Annotated in this window: 15 protein-coding genes; all 15 read left to right on the top strand. The window is 42.3% G+C overall.

Features of this window, described 5'->3' with window-relative positions; translation table 11 throughout:
- The first annotated feature begins 13 nt into the window (after positions 1 to 13).
- The 15 genes from D6856_RS11240 (at position 14) to flhB (ending at position 14740) form a co-directional block, all read left to right on the top strand.
- Entirely contained in the window at positions 14 to 1501 is a 1488-nt protein-coding gene (locus tag D6856_RS11240; protein WP_120686963.1) for a flagellar hook-length control protein FliK, read from the top strand.
- Between the two features lie 26 nt (positions 1502 to 1527).
- The gene (locus tag D6856_RS11235) at positions 1528 to 2409 is read left to right on the top strand and encodes a flagellar hook capping FlgD N-terminal domain-containing protein (protein WP_120686962.1); all 882 of its coding nucleotides are present in this window, start codon (positions 1528 to 1530) and stop codon (positions 2407 to 2409) included.
- A gap of 27 nt (positions 2410 to 2436) precedes the next feature.
- Positions 2437 to 2862 (top strand): TIGR02530 family flagellar biosynthesis protein, encoded by a 426-nt coding sequence (locus D6856_RS11230; protein WP_092242792.1) that lies wholly within the window; start codon positions 2437 to 2439, stop codon positions 2860 to 2862.
- A gap of 158 nt (positions 2863 to 3020) precedes the next feature.
- Positions 3021 to 6140: a flagellar hook-basal body complex protein gene (locus tag D6856_RS15395; protein WP_243114082.1), complete on the top strand. Its 3120-nt coding sequence runs from the start codon at positions 3021 to 3023 to the stop codon at positions 6138 to 6140.
- A gap of 359 nt (positions 6141 to 6499) precedes the next feature.
- Positions 6500 to 6679, top strand: a complete 180-nt coding sequence (locus D6856_RS11215) for a flagellar FlbD family protein (protein WP_243114081.1) — start codon at positions 6500 to 6502, stop codon at positions 6677 to 6679.
- Between the two features lie 27 nt (positions 6680 to 6706).
- Positions 6707 to 7516 carry a motility protein A gene (locus tag D6856_RS11210; protein WP_120686961.1) on the top strand — a complete coding sequence of 270 codons (810 nt, stop codon included), beginning with the start codon at positions 6707 to 6709 and terminating at the stop codon, positions 7514 to 7516.
- Entirely contained in the window at positions 7516 to 8349 is an 834-nt protein-coding gene (locus D6856_RS11205) for an OmpA/MotB family protein (RefSeq protein WP_120686960.1), read from the top strand. The genes D6856_RS11210 and D6856_RS11205 overlap by 1 nt, the downstream gene beginning before the upstream one ends.
- A 22-nt stretch (positions 8350 to 8371) precedes the next feature.
- Positions 8372 to 8911, top strand: a complete 540-nt coding sequence (locus tag D6856_RS11200) for a flagellar basal body-associated FliL family protein (protein WP_120686959.1) — start codon at positions 8372 to 8374, stop codon at positions 8909 to 8911.
- Positions 8912 to 8963: 52 nt separating this feature from the next.
- Positions 8964 to 9947, top strand: coding sequence for a flagellar motor switch protein FliM (gene fliM, locus D6856_RS11195; protein ID WP_092242786.1), 984 nt, complete (start codon positions 8964 to 8966; stop codon positions 9945 to 9947).
- 4 nt (positions 9948 to 9951) lie between these two features.
- Positions 9952 to 11187 (top strand): flagellar motor switch phosphatase FliY, encoded by a 1236-nt coding sequence (fliY, locus tag D6856_RS11190; protein ID WP_120686958.1) that lies wholly within the window; start codon positions 9952 to 9954, stop codon positions 11185 to 11187.
- 31 nt (positions 11188 to 11218) lie between these two features.
- Positions 11219 to 11557, top strand: a complete 339-nt coding sequence (locus D6856_RS11185; RefSeq protein WP_092242784.1) for a flagellar biosynthetic protein FliO — start codon at positions 11219 to 11221, stop codon at positions 11555 to 11557.
- Between the two features lies 1 nt (position 11558).
- Positions 11559 to 12503, top strand: coding sequence for a flagellar type III secretion system pore protein FliP (gene fliP, locus D6856_RS11180; RefSeq protein WP_243114080.1), 945 nt, complete (start codon positions 11559 to 11561; stop codon positions 12501 to 12503).
- A gap of 30 nt (positions 12504 to 12533) precedes the next feature.
- Positions 12534 to 12806 (top strand): flagellar biosynthesis protein FliQ, encoded by a 273-nt coding sequence (gene fliQ / locus D6856_RS11175; RefSeq protein WP_092242779.1) that lies wholly within the window; start codon positions 12534 to 12536, stop codon positions 12804 to 12806.
- A gap of 16 nt (positions 12807 to 12822) precedes the next feature.
- Positions 12823 to 13608 (top strand): flagellar biosynthetic protein FliR, encoded by a 786-nt coding sequence (locus D6856_RS11170; RefSeq protein ID WP_092242777.1) that lies wholly within the window; start codon positions 12823 to 12825, stop codon positions 13606 to 13608.
- A gap of 4 nt (positions 13609 to 13612) precedes the next feature.
- Positions 13613 to 14740 (top strand): flagellar biosynthesis protein FlhB, encoded by a 1128-nt coding sequence (gene flhB, locus D6856_RS11165; protein WP_243114079.1) that lies wholly within the window; start codon positions 13613 to 13615, stop codon positions 14738 to 14740.
- Positions 14741 to 14758: the final 18 nt, after the last annotated feature.

Genomic DNA, 14758 nt, shown 5'->3' with positions numbered 1-14758 from the left:
AGGAGGACATTTAATGAGCAGTGCAGCAAACGCAGTTAACAGCGTAATGCCGATCATGGCACAGAGCACTGCAGCCGCAAATGTTTCCGCTTTATCCGAACTTAGACAGACTGCATCCAAGGCAGGCGCGAGCTTTGACAACATCTTGGGAAAGGTTTCCGAGACTGTTATGAACACCAAAGCAAATGACAACGGAAATAACCTTGGTAAGATGCAGCAGGATACAAAGGGTGTATCCGCTCAGTCTAAAGATAACAATTCTTTTCTTAATCAGACCAAGACGGTCTCCGGAGAGAATGAAAACAAACTTAGCGATGACACAAACTTAACAGAGGAGACAACACAGATCGTTAAGGATGCGGATAACGGAGCACAAGGCAAGGAGGCTTCAAAAGAGCTGCAGGAAGCTATCAATGAAGAAGGCAAAGAGCTTATCTCTAAGATAGCACAAAAGCTTGAAATGTCTGAAGAAGATATCATAAACGCTATGCAGGTGCTTGGACTTACAGCAGCGGATCTGCTTATTCCAAACAATTTACAGCAAGTCGTTTTGGCATCAACTTCTAATGACACAGCCCTTGATCTTATCACAGACTCAGACCTATATGCATCATTGCAGGACCTCATAGAGGATGCGGATAGTATGGGAAGCGAACTTATGAATGAGTTCGACTTAACTGAGGAAGAATTTCAAGAGGCTATAGGCATTACTCATGAGGAATTTTCTGAAAAACTTAAGGGTGAAGGCAAAAAGGATCCCGAAGCTTTGACAGTTCCCGTCATGGAAGATGAACCTGAAGAAAACAATGATGTTTTAATTGGGAACAAGACAAAAGAAACTGTTAAAGTGACTTACGAAGAAGATGTGGATCATGACTTTAAACCCATCGAAATTTCCCATGAAACAGACCAAAATAATAACAGCAGCCTGAACAAGCAGGCTAATCCGGAGACTTTCTTCAATAACTTTATTAAGAACGTCACGGATACGATAACAAACGAATTTGATGTAATGAACACGGAAGTGTTTGAGCAGAGAGCTCAGATGGAAAACGTGATCAGACAGATTACAGAGAAGATCACTGTAACAGCCAAGGAAGACGTTACATCAATGGAACTTTCACTTCATCCCGCAAGTCTTGGTAACGTAAGTGTACATCTTACAAGCACCAAGGATGGAATTGTTGCTAAGTTTGCGGCTCAGAACGAGATCGTAAAGGAAGCGGTCGAGAGTCAGCTGGTAATGCTTCAGCAAAAGTTTGAAGAGAAAGGCATCAAGGTTACAAGCGTAGAAGTTACGATAGCAAGTCACGGATTTGAGCAGAACCTCGACGGAGGCAATCAGAAGGAAGCTCAGGGAGAGGATCCCAAGAATAAAAAGAGCCTTCGCAGGATCAACCTTTCGGAGATAAAGGATATCGATGAAAGCCTCGAGGAAGAAGAAAAGCTTCAAGCTCAGATGATGGCAATGAACGGAAATACCGTAGATTTCAGTGCATAAGCAACAGCTTATAGAAAGAGGGTATTATGGCAGATAACAATATTAATCCTGTAAGCGCCGTTATCAAGGATGGTAAGATCGATAATCTCGATACTAAAAAAGCGTCAAAGGATATGAACACAGCTGCAGGCTACGACAAAGATTCTTTTCTTAAGATCCTTGTAGCTCAGATGAAATATCAGGATCCCATGGAGCCTACATCCAATACCGAGTATATTTCACAGTATGCGACATTTACTCAGGTTGAGCAGCTTTCTAATATGGCTAATGCCATGAGCATGTCCAGAGCATCTGAAATGGTTGGTAAGACCGTTACCATTAAGCAGGTAAATGCAGAAACAGGTAAGACATCCGAGATACAGGGTGTTGTCGATATGGTTACATACAGCGGAAACAAGGCATACCTTACCATCAACGGCAACAATTACAGTATTGATGATGTTACCGAGGTACTTAACAGCGATTATGTTAAGCAGACACAGATCGTTGAAGATCTTCAGAAGAACATTGACGGGCTTCCCAGAACTCTCGATCTTATCAGCCTTGGTGAGCACGGTGAGAAGATCCTTACAATGTATGATTATTACAATAATCTCGATGACAAGACCAAGAACCTCATCGATAAGGATTATGTAACCGCACTTACTCAGTATAAGAAGAGAGTTGATGAACTCAACGATGCTCTCGGTGAGTTTGAAAAAGCCATCGAGAATCTTCCCAAGAACGAAGAAGATGTCACACTAGAAGATCATGGCGAAAAGGTTGATGAGCTTTACAAGTACTATATGGCACTTGATTCTGCTACCAAGCAGGTTGTTGAAGATGATTACAAGACAGCACTTCAGCAATATGTCGATAAGATCGACGAACTTAGAGGCGACACACACAGGGTTGTTTCAAAACAGTAACCGATAAAATTAGCGGAGGAATAAATCATGATGATGGATAATCGTCAGTTCTTATCCATTGGGCAGGTGCAAGACCAGTATTTAACCGGTAACTTGCCCAAGGATGATAAGAATAAACAAAATATTCCCGCAGGTGAAAATTCTTTTGCATCTGTTCTAAATAAAGTTAAGGAATCTGCCGATAAAAGTTATAGTACGGAGGACCTTAAGTTTTCTAAGCATGCCGTGAACAGACTTAACGACAGAAACATCGAGCTTTCCAAGGAGCAGATGCAGAGACTTAACCAGGGCAAAATAGAGGCCGGAGAAAAAGGCATCAAAGAATCACTTATTCTGGTTGATGAGCTTGCGTTTATAGTAAATGTTCCGAATAACACGGTAGTGACAGCAATGGATCAGACCGAAAACAAGAACAACGTATTTACAAACATAGACGGTGCAGTGATAGTATAATGGATTGGACCGAAGCGGTAATGAGCCCGAAGTGCCTTGCCGTCAGGAAATCTAAGCTTCCCGACCGACAGAAGGAAGCATCTTAAAAATCACAAAGCATCCGTCCAAAATCCAATTTAATAACCTTTTTATTTATTTATGATGGAGGACTTTGCCTTATGATGAGATCTTTGTATTCCGGTGTAGCAGGACTTAAGACCCACCAGACAAAAATGGACGTTATTGGTAACAATATCGCCAACGTTAACACAACATCTTTCAAATCTCAGTCAATCACATTCTCTGATCTTATGTATCAGACAACACAGACAGCTTCAGGCGCAACTGAGACTAAGGGTGGTGTAAACGCACGTCAGATCGGTCTTGGCGCTAAATCCGGAGCAATCAACACAGCAATTACAGCGCAGGGCGCAACTCAGACAACAAATAACCCCTTTGATATCATGATCACAGGAGAGTCATTCTTTGTTGTTAATAACGGAACTCAGAACCTTTACACAAGAGACGGTTCTTTCTACGTAGACGGTGCAGGTAACCTTGCAATGCAGTCTAACGGATATCTTGTTCAGGGATGGGCTGCAAAAGAAGATCGTGAAACAGGTGAGATCACAATCAACAAGGGAACTCTCACTGGTCTTCAGATCATGAGTGCTGCTAACTACACATATGCACCTGCTTCTACAACAGCCGGACTTATAAGCGGAAATATCGATGCAAGAGATAAGAACGTTCAGTCTGACGATGGAAAGACAATCACTCTTGAGTTTTATGATAACAAGGGCTACCTCTACACAGGTAAGTTCGTACTTAAGGATACAAAGCCTGAGGACGAGCACATGTATGCTCTTACGCTTACAGATATTATTGACTCTAACGGAAAGTCAATTAACGAAAACGAGAATATGTATGATCTTATGAGCCAGATTACTTTCGGTAACACAGAAGCTTCTTCAAGATCATCAAAGCCCAGCAAGACTGAGCCCAATTACAGCATCGTTGCAGGAACGGATTCTGCACACGTTGTTATAAATAAGGCAGACGGTGATGTTAAGTTTGATAACGTTCCCGCTACAGGAAACCTTAAAAATCTTATGTCAGCAGAGTCTGCAGGTAATTCACCTTATGCAAACCTTTTATCAAACGCATACGGTTTATCTGATGATGCAGTAAAGGCACAGCTCGGAGATGCTTGGGAGACAGCACAGTACACAATCGATTCAAGCGGAGAGCTTACAATCAGAAGTGAAGTCTCTGATTTCCCGAGCCCTGATTCATCTGATTCTTATGTAGGCTTTAACACAACCAAGTTTGCTAATATTGATTTCAGAACTCCCAATGAGACAGTTAAGTATTACACACAGATTGACGGAAATGTGGCTTATAAGGTTCCTACAGGAACTCCCAATGAGGCAAAGAATCTTACTGCAGATCTTCTTTCAGATGTGTTTGGAATAAACCAGACATACGGTGATGAATACAGATATGAGATGACTGCAGGTGGAAAATTAAACATCTACAAGAAGACAAACAATATTAATGCTTCAGCTGATAATACAATTACTCCCGAGGCGAAGGCACAGATGGAGTTCTTCAAAGATGCAAATGGTAATTCATTAATTGATGCAATTGATGGATATACAGGAACAGGCGTACTTAAGTATACATATACCGATGGTAAGCTTACTTTAAAACTGACAGAGAATCAGACAACTGATGCTACTCCAAAAACTGTTCAGGGTGATTTCTCTGCTCATGAGCAGGGACTTACAGACTTGAGCGCAGCATTTAATCTTGATTGGGGTACAAACGCTGCCGCAGATTTAAGCTATGAAAATCTAGCTCTTGTATCTGTTGAAGATCCTGCGGATGGAAATTATACTGCAGATGCAATCAGCGCAGCACAGTATATTGTTTCCCTTATAGATAGTGAGCTTAATGGACAGAATGACGTTTCTGATAAATTAGTTAAATTTACACAAATCTCAGGAACAACCGGATTTGTTTTAAACTATAAGGTTACTGATGAGGTTACAACTGATTATCCTTCAGCAGGAGTATCTTATGAGAATAAGGCTGCTGTAAGTGCATCACCTAATACAGCAACATTTACAACAAAAACTCCCGCATATGTATATACAAGCGTAGATACATACGGAAAATCATACTTCGTTCCTGAGGATAAGCTCGAGAAAACAGTTACTAAGGATACTGCGTCAGATAACATGAACGCTGACTTTATCAGCAACGTATTCGGAATTGATGTATCTACTCTTACTGACGGAACAGAGTATACATTATCAATCGATAAGAAGACAGGTGGAATTAAGATTTCTCATTATCAGAACGGAACACCCAATGGTCTTGTAGGTGAGTACTCAGGACAGGGGATGTTCGAGTCAACAGGTGACGGAAAGTTCAGATATAAGACAAGCAAGGCTTATGTAGATGTTCCTACAACAGGAAATATCGCAGACCTTCTTGAAAAAGCAAGTTCAACTGATGATGCTGCAGGAAAGTACGCAGGTGTGCTTAGCAAAGTATATGGAATCACAGATGACATGGCAAGAGCTTACGGTACAGACGGAACGTATACAATTGACAATACACCCGGTTCTGCAACATATGGTCAGATTACACTTACAACAGGTAAGCACACAGTTCAGCTTAAGTTTAACGCTGATGACGGATCAATCCTTTCAGCCGACAACGACAAGAATGCCAAGATCAACATGACTTTCGGACAGGGTTATCCCGGACTTGAGGCTTTCGGTTTCCAGGCATCACCTAACAACGCAGCTGAGCAGGAGAGAGCATATACAATCTCCTTTGACTTTACAACACTTACAAACTACAACACTAACGGATCATCAACAATCACAGCTACAAAGGGTGATCTTTCATCACTTAACACAGGACGTGCCGTTGGTGAGATGAACGGTGTATCTGTAGGAACAGACGGACGTATCTTCGCTAACTATTCAAACGGCCAGACTAAGCTTCTCGGACAGATTGCATCTGCAGAGTTTGCCAATGCATCAGGTCTTTCTAAGGAAGGTGATAACCTCTATGCTTCTACTCTTAACTCAGGAGAAGCAACAATCCAGGATATCACAACAGACGGTGGCTACATGAATACCGGCGTACTCGAGATGTCAAACGTAGATCTTTCACAGCAGTTTACAGAAATGATCACTACACAGCGTGGATTCCAGGCTAACAGCCGTATCATTACTGTATCTGACACACTTCTTGAGGAACTTACAAACCTTAAGAGATAATAGTTAAAAAACATAGGCAAAGTTATAGAAACCCTACTTTTCTGTCGGAAGTAGGGTTTCTTTTTGAATTAATGCTGTACTATACCAAAAAATGTGTTACAATAAGTATAATACCACAATATGTAGTACTATGTCTTTTTATAAGTAACCGTTAATTAGTTACGAAATAGCATAGATGCACAATAAAGTTTCATAAAACAAGTGTAAAAATGAAATTTTTATTCAAAACACGCTTACATGTAAACGCAAATACGAGATTTTGAAGGCGAAAAGTGGTAAAATATTAGTATCTGGAAATAAAATTTCAATTTTCATTCAATAATTTCATTCAAAAATGAAATTTTATTGCGAAAGGCACTATGAATTCAGGTATCATCGAGCTTACCAAACTTGATACAAGGAAGATACTTATCAATCCGGCGGCCATAGAAAGCGTTGAGGCCAATCCGGATACTGTGATCATTCTTACGACCGGACGCAAGCTTCTTGTAAAAGAGAAGCTTGAAGAAATATACACTAAGATTAACGGTGGACTTTAAATTTTTTTCAGATGAGGGGTAAATGCTGTGGATATTGCGTCAATTATCGGTGTAGCAATGGGTATTATTCTGATGCTTCTGGGTATTATCACATCCGGTGGTATTCAGACCGTAGGAAACTTTTTGGATGTACCGTCTGCTCTTATCACTATCGGTGGATCTAACATGGCGGTTCTTGCGTCAAGAAGTATTCCGGAATATGTTGGGGCTTTAAAAAGTTATACAATGATCTTTAAGGTGGCTGCTAATGATACCAAGGGTGTTATCAAGCAGATCATCGATCTTTCAAATACAGCCAGAAAAGAAGGTTTGCTTGCTCTGGAAGAAGCTGCGGGCGCACTTGACGATCCTTTTATGAAAAAGGGCGTTATGCTTATCGTTGACGGTACCGAGCCTGAGCTTGTTAAGAGCATTCTTGAGGCTGAGATTGATTCCATGGCCGACAGGCACAAATCCAATTATTCTGTTTTTGAAGATATCGCAGGTCAGGGTCCTGCTTGGGGTATGATCGGTACCCTTATCGGACTTGTTAACATGCTTAATGATATGAGTGATGCGTCCAAGATCGGTCCTTCCATGGCGGTTGCTCTTATCACTACTTTGTATGGATCTATCGTAGCGAACTGGTTCTGTTTCCCTGCTGCGGGTAAATTGAAGGCAAGAAGTAATGCCGAATATATGGCTAAGAGTATTGTTATCGAGGGTCTCCTTTCCATTCAGGCAGGAGAGAACCCACGTGTTACCGAAGAGAAGCTTAAATCATTCCTTTCACCCGCCGACAGAGCGGCTTATGAAGCTGATAACGGCGGCGGTGCTACTGAGGGAGGCGCAGAGTAATGGCAAAAAAAGCGGAAGAAGTAAAACCCGGCGCACCGGCCTGGACCGCGACGTTTGGCGATCTTATGAACCTTCTTTTGTGCTTTTTCGTTTTGCTTTTCTCCATGTCAACTATGGACGCTGCAAAATTTGAAGAAGTTGCCGCTTCGTTTAGTTCTGCTTTTGGTATTTTTTCAGGCGGAGAGATGGCAATAGGTCAGGGTGCACTTATAGGAGACGGTGTTTCGCAGTTAACCGAACTTTCAAGCTATATTACTTCTATGGGACTTGCACAGAGCGGTGACGATTCCGATTCGGAAGAAGCTGCCGTGGGCGACATGGAACAAGCGGAGCTTTTGGAGGCTGCGGAAGAAGAACAGCTGGAGGCATCTCAGGAACTTGCGGAACAGATCGAGAAGGCTCTTGAAGAAGAACAGATTCAAAATGATGTAGATATTAATTATACAAGCCAGTATGTACAGCTTACGATCCAAGGTTCGATTCTTTTCGATTCAGGTAAGACATATCTTAAGGAAGATGCAATTCCCGTTATCGATAAACTCGGACAGGTTCTTGAAACATATGCGGGCGGTACGATTGAGATCGAAGGTCATACAGACAATGTTCCGATGACTTCCGGAGGCAAATATTCCAATAATGATGAACTTAGTTCCGGAAGAGCGCTTTCGGTATTTTACTACCTTGTAGAAAATACGAATCTCGATCCGGCCAATCTGATACATACGGGGCGCGGCGAATACAGTCCGATAGCCGATAACTCGACGGATGAGGGACGTGCTCGCAACAGAAGAGTAGAGATAAAGATTTATAATCCACTTAGTTCTTCATATTAACAAAGAGGGGGATCAATCCTATATGAAAAAGAATCTATTATCGATAATCATCTTGGCACTACTGGTTGTAAATATTGCTATGACAGGTTTCATGCTTCTCTCGGTGATGACAACCAATTCGCAGACGGCTAAGCTTGTTTCCGATATTGCCGCAGCTCTTGAGCTTGAAGCCAGCGGCGGAGCAGGCGGTGGTTTTTCACCTGATAATACGGGAGTCGTTGAGGTTTCAAATATCGCGACATTCGGATTTACAGGCCAGGATAAGCTTACAATCAACCTTAAGCCGGGTGCTGACAGCAAGTCACATATTATGGTTGTAGAAGTTGTATTTTCAATGAATACCGCAAGTCCAGATTACGCAACCTATGGTTCGAGCGAATCACTTGCGGGAACAAGAGATCTTGTAAAATCGCAGGTTACTAATGTTCTTTCAAAGTATTCAATGGAAGAGCTTCAGGCTGATACAGAGGCGGCCAGAGCTGAGATCCTTGAGGGAGTTCAGACACTTTACGGTTCAGCATTTATATATGATGTAACCTTTAGCAGTATTTTGTATAACTAATTATCATCTGATTTGCTTATGTTTAGTGTAATTCAGAGGAAGGAGAACCAATTTGAGTGAAGTACTGTCACAAAATGAAATAGATGGTCTGTTGGCAGCACTTAACAGCGGTGAACTTGATGTAGATCAAATGCAGGCGGCGGACGAGAAGAAAGTCAAGGATTACGACTTTAAACGGCCTGCCAAGTTCTCTAAGGAACACCTCAGAACGCTTGAGATGATCTACGAACATTACGGAAGATTATTATCCACCACATTGCCGTTATATCTTCGAAAAAATGTTGTGGTTACGGTAGCCAATTCCGAGACCGTTACATATTCGGAATTCAGCAACGCCCTTTCCAATCCTGTAATCCTTGGAGTTATAAGTTTTCTTCCTTTACAGGGAAACATTATTTTGGAGTTGCAGGCAAATATAGGTTTTTCTTTTATCGACAGAATGCTTGGAGGTAGCGGAGGAACCTTGGATAGGCCCCGTCCGTTCACCGATATTGAGATGCCGCTTATTGAGAAGCTTGTTACTATCTGCATGCAACTTATGGTTGAGCCGTGGCAGAACGTTGTAGCGATCAACCCTGTTATGGAGAGGATTGAGACCAATCCGCAGTTTGCACAGGTCATATCGCCCACGGACATGATCGCGATCGTAACGCTCAACATCAAGATCGGAGAGACAGAAGGACTTATGAATGTATGTCTTCCGTATTTCACACTTGAGAGTGTAATGGACAAGCTCAATACCAAGTTCTGGTTTTCAACAATGCAGAAGAACACCGATGAGAGCTTTGACGAATATATCGAGGCAATGGTCAAACACGTTGATGTGCCGGTTAAAGCGGTTCTCGGAAGGTGTAATGTCTCGGTCAATGATTTTGTTCATCTTCAGGCCGGAGATATCATAAGACTTGATAACAGAGTTAATACGGATATGCAGGTATATGTTGGTAATCTGTATAAATTTACCGCATTACCGGGTACGACAAAAGATAAATACGCCGTCAGGATCACGTCGGTCGTAAGAGAGGAGGAAGAGTAGGAGCATGGATGGAATGTTATCTCAAGATGAAATAAATGCTTTATTGTCCGGTATGGATACATCAGCCGGTGGGGATGCTCCCGCTGCAGATGCCGCCGATGGCGCAGCACCTGAACCTGCAGCTCCTGCAGCTACGGTAGGAGGTGGAGATATAGACGAATCGCTTCTTACCGATTCAGAGAAGGATGCGATTGGTGAAGTTGCCAACATAAGCATGGGTTCGTCTGCAACAACACTTTACTCTCTCGTCAATCAGAAGGTTAATATTACAACCCCTCAGGTTGAACTGGCTAATTGGGAGAATGTAATAAACAATTATGAGAGGCCTTGTGTATTCATTCAGATCAAATATACACAGGGACTTGACGGAACCAACATCCTCATTCTTAAAGAGCATGATGTTATGGTCATCACAGACCTGATGATGGGAGGAGACGGTACCAATATTGAAGGTGAGATCGGAGAATTGCAGCTTTCAGCTATCTCTGAAGCAATGAACCAGATGATGGGTGCTGCTGCCACATCACTTTCAACCATGATCAATTCAAAGGTTGATATCAGCCCTCCGTCTGCGACAGTACTTGATATGATCAATGACGATCCTTCCGATATCGCTGATTTTCTTACAGGTACTTTTGTAAAAATTTCCTTTAAGATGCAAGTCGGTGAACTCGTTGATTCCACACTTATGCAGTTATATCCCGTGGAATTTGCAAAAGAGTTAAAAGACACAGTTATCACTGCAGAGAATAAGACTTCCGGTGAGCAGAATGCCGAAGCTGAAGCAGCTCCTGCACCTGCACCGACTCCTGCACCCGCTCCTGCACCTGCGCCTATGCCTGCTCCCGATGCTTCGGCTATGGGCGCTCAGCCTATGCCTCAGATGGGAATGCCTCAGATGCAGATGGCAATGCCGCAGATGCAGATGGCACCTCAGATGATGAATATGAATATACAGCCTGCTCAGTTCCAGACGTTTGCAGGCGGTACAACCATCATGGCGGGCGGCGAGAATATCGGTATCATCAAGGATGTACCTCTCGAAGTTACGGTTGAACTCGGAAGAACGGCAAAGCCTATTTCCGATATCCTTGATTTTGCTCCGGGTACCATCATTGAGCTTGATAAAGTGGCCGGTGAACCCGTGGATGTTCTTGTAAACGGTAAGTTTGTTGCCAAAGGCGAGGTAGTAGTTATCGAAGAAAGCTTTGGTGTCAGGGTTACAGAGATAGTTCAGTAATTTAGTTAATATACAATTCGGAGAAAGCGGTATGTCCGGTGATTCATACTTACAATTTATAGTGATACTCATTATATTTGTCGGAATCTTGGCACTTACCTATTATGTCACCAAGTGGATGGCAGGGTATCAGAAGACCAAGAGTATTGGCTGCAATATTGAAGTTATAGAGACTTCAAGAATATCAGCGACCAAATATGTTCAGATCGTCAGAATAGGCGACAAATATATGGCCATCGGAGTCGGTAAAGACGAGATTACCGCTTTGTGCGAGGTTTCCAAGGATTCTCTTTTGATAAAAGAGGAACCGGAAAACAATATGAGTTTTAAAGAAATTCTTGAAAAAATAAAAGGCGAGATTAAGAAGTAATATGAAAATGAAGTGGGGAGACATTAAAAAGAATAAATATGTTATGGCACAAATTAAGAAGTGCCTTCTTTGTGTCACTCTGACAGCGCTTTTGTCTTGTTTTCTTGGATTTGCGATTCCTTCCACCGTTCATGCTACGGAAAATGTTGTGGACAGCACAACACCCACAGATCCAACCAGAGACAGAGACTCTAATCTTACGGGTTCGCAAGATGAGAGGACCAATATTACGGACCCGGGAAGTTCGGAAGATCCCGATGATCTTAAGAAACTTAATATTGCCAACACCGTTACGGTAACTTACGACAACGGAAACGGCTCTCTGAACGGCGCCTTGAGGATACTTATTACTCTGACGCTGATTTCGCTTGCGCCGACACTTCTTGTAATGATGACTTCTTTTACAAGAATTGTCATTGCGCTTCATTTTACGAGAACCGCGATAGGTACCCAGACATCACCGCCCAATATCGTGATGATAGGTATAGCTCTTTTCATGACACTTTTCATCATGCAACCGACTCTTACCGAAGTCTATAATGATGCGGTCATTCCTTTTGAGAACGGACAGATGGATCAAAAAGAGTTTATCGATACCGCAATGGGACCGTTTAGACAGTTTATGTACGGCCAGACGCAGACTAAGGACGTTAGGCTCTTTATGGAAATTGACCATATAGAGTGGGACGGAGAGCTTGAGAGTATTCCGAACGTCGTTCTTATTCCGAGTTTTATTGTAAGTGAGCTCAGAACAGCCTTTATTATCGGCTTTCTGATATATGTACCGTTTATTGTTATCGATATGGTCGTGGCTTCGGTGCTTATGAGTATGGGTATGATGATGCTACCGCCTACCACGATCTCAATGCCGTTTAAGATACTTCTTTTTGTTCTTGCGGACGGATGGAGCCTTATTATCGGTAACCTTGTTAAGTCGTTTTATTAGTTACTTTAGTTTGGAAAGGAGGAGATATATATGATCACAATGTCCGATATCAATACAATCGTTAACGGAGCGCTTTTTCTTGTTATCAAGATGTCTCTTCCGGTACTTTTAACTTCGATGATAATCGGTCTTGTAATTTCTATATTCCAGACCGTTACTTCTATTCAGGAGCAGACACTTACCTTTGTGCCTAAGGTAATCGGCGTGTTTGTAATGATCATGCTTATTGGTAACTGGATGCTCACAGAGCTTTCGGGATATATTACGCAGCTTTGGTCCGATTTTTCGCAGTATGTTCGCTAGATAGTGGGATAAACAGATGATCGATTATTCTTTTAGCTACGGCGACCTTGAAGTATTTCTTTTGATACTTGCAAGGATTACAAGTTTTATATTTGTTTGTCCGTTTTTTGGAGGAAGGCAGACACCGAATCTTGTAAAGGTTGGTTTCGGGATCATGCTTTCTGTGCTTGTTTACGGAGCGGTGCCTTTTTATCCGCCCAATTACAACACGATCATCGGGTACACGGTTATTGTGTTAAAAGAGGTTATTACAGGCTTCCTTGTCGGTTATGCCGTTCAGTTATGCGAGATGATAGTTAATTTCGCCGGTCAGATTGTTGATATGCAGATAGGTCTTTCAATGGTCAATCTTTTTGATCCCGCGACCAATCAGCAGGTGACCATAACGGGCTCCTTGTATTCACAGGTGCTTACGGTAGCTCTTTTGTTATCCGGGATGTACAGATTTATCTTAAGCGCACTTGTTGATACTTTTACACTGATCCCGATAAACGGTGCGGTTATTCACGCTGACAGAATGCTTGATTCGGTTGTATTGTTCCTTAGGGACTACATTGTTATCGGATTTAGAATAGCTCTCCCAATATTTATTATTACGTTTATTACCAATGTAATCTTGGGAGTTCTTGCTAAGGTTTCACCTCAGATGAACATGTTCTCTGTAGGTATTCAGATCAAGATTGTCATCGGACTTATGGTTATGTTCATAACGGTTTCGATGCTTGGCGATGCTTCCAATTTCATTTTTATAAACATGAAGGAGCTGATGCATAACTTTGTTTACAGTATGCAAAGCGGATGATAATTTGTTATACGAACCGCTGTTAATTGCATATGATCTGCAGTTTTTTGCAGAGGACGCCAACGGTGCCGAAAAGACCGAGGAGCCTACTGCCAAAAAGCTTGATGATGCAAGAAAAGAAGGTCAGGTTGCAAAGAGCCAGGAAGTTGCGACTGCCTTTAGTTTGCTTGCACTTTTTATTATTTTAAGGCTCTTTTATGCGACAATGGGTGCCAATTTCCACAAGATGTTCGAAAGGGTATACAACGATATTCCCAATGTTGCAAGGACATATGACGGATACCTTCCGGTTGCGACACTTAGTGCAATCGTTAAGAATGCAATGTTGCAGCTACTTATTCTTTGTGCGCCGTTCTTTGGTGTAGGATTTTTGGTCGCATTTATCTGCGATTACGTTCAGGTTGGATATAAGCCGACTTCAAAACCGTTACAGCCTAAGCTTTCCAAGCTTAATCCCGTTTCGGGACTTAAGAAGATCTTTTCCGCAAGAAAGCTTTTCGAGCTGGCAAAGTCATTACTTAAGCTTGCGCTTATGGCTATTGTCATTTATACGTTTTTTAAAGCAAGGACGGAATCACTGTTTCTTTTGTATGACATTCCTTTAAAGAGCGCGATCGGACTGATGGGTAATCTTATATTTGACCTGGGCACGAGGATCGCTGTCGCATATATGGTCATAGCTTTTGCGGATTTGATCTATCAGAAGCGTAAGTTCAGGAAAGACATGATGATGACCAAACAGGAAGTAAAGGACGAGTTCAAGAATTCGGAAGGAAGTCCAGAGGTTAAGTCTGCGCAGAAGAGAAGGATGATGGAAGCATCCAGAAGGCGTATGATGCAGTCGATTCCGCAGGCCGATGTTGTCATCACGAACCCGACGCATTACGCCGTTGCGATCAAATACGATGCGGAAGAAGCCGATGCTCCTATTGTTGTCGCAAAGGGTGCGGATTATGTTGCCCAGAAGATAAAAGAGCTTGCTAAGGACAATGACGTTGAGATTGTTGAAAATAAGCCGCTTGCGCGTATGCTTTATGCAAATGTGGAAGTCGGAGAGATGGTTCCGCCGGAGCTGTATAAGGCGGTTGCCGAGGTTCTTGCTTATGTATATCACTTGAAGGGCAAGATCTGATATTGTTTTTGTTTAGTT

The organism is Butyrivibrio sp. XB500-5, assembly GCF_003625505.1.
GTDB lineage: Bacteria > Bacillota > Clostridia > Lachnospirales > Lachnospiraceae > Butyrivibrio.
The sequence above is the reverse complement of the archived record's forward strand: the minus strand, read 5'-3'. Positions and strand labels throughout refer to the sequence as shown.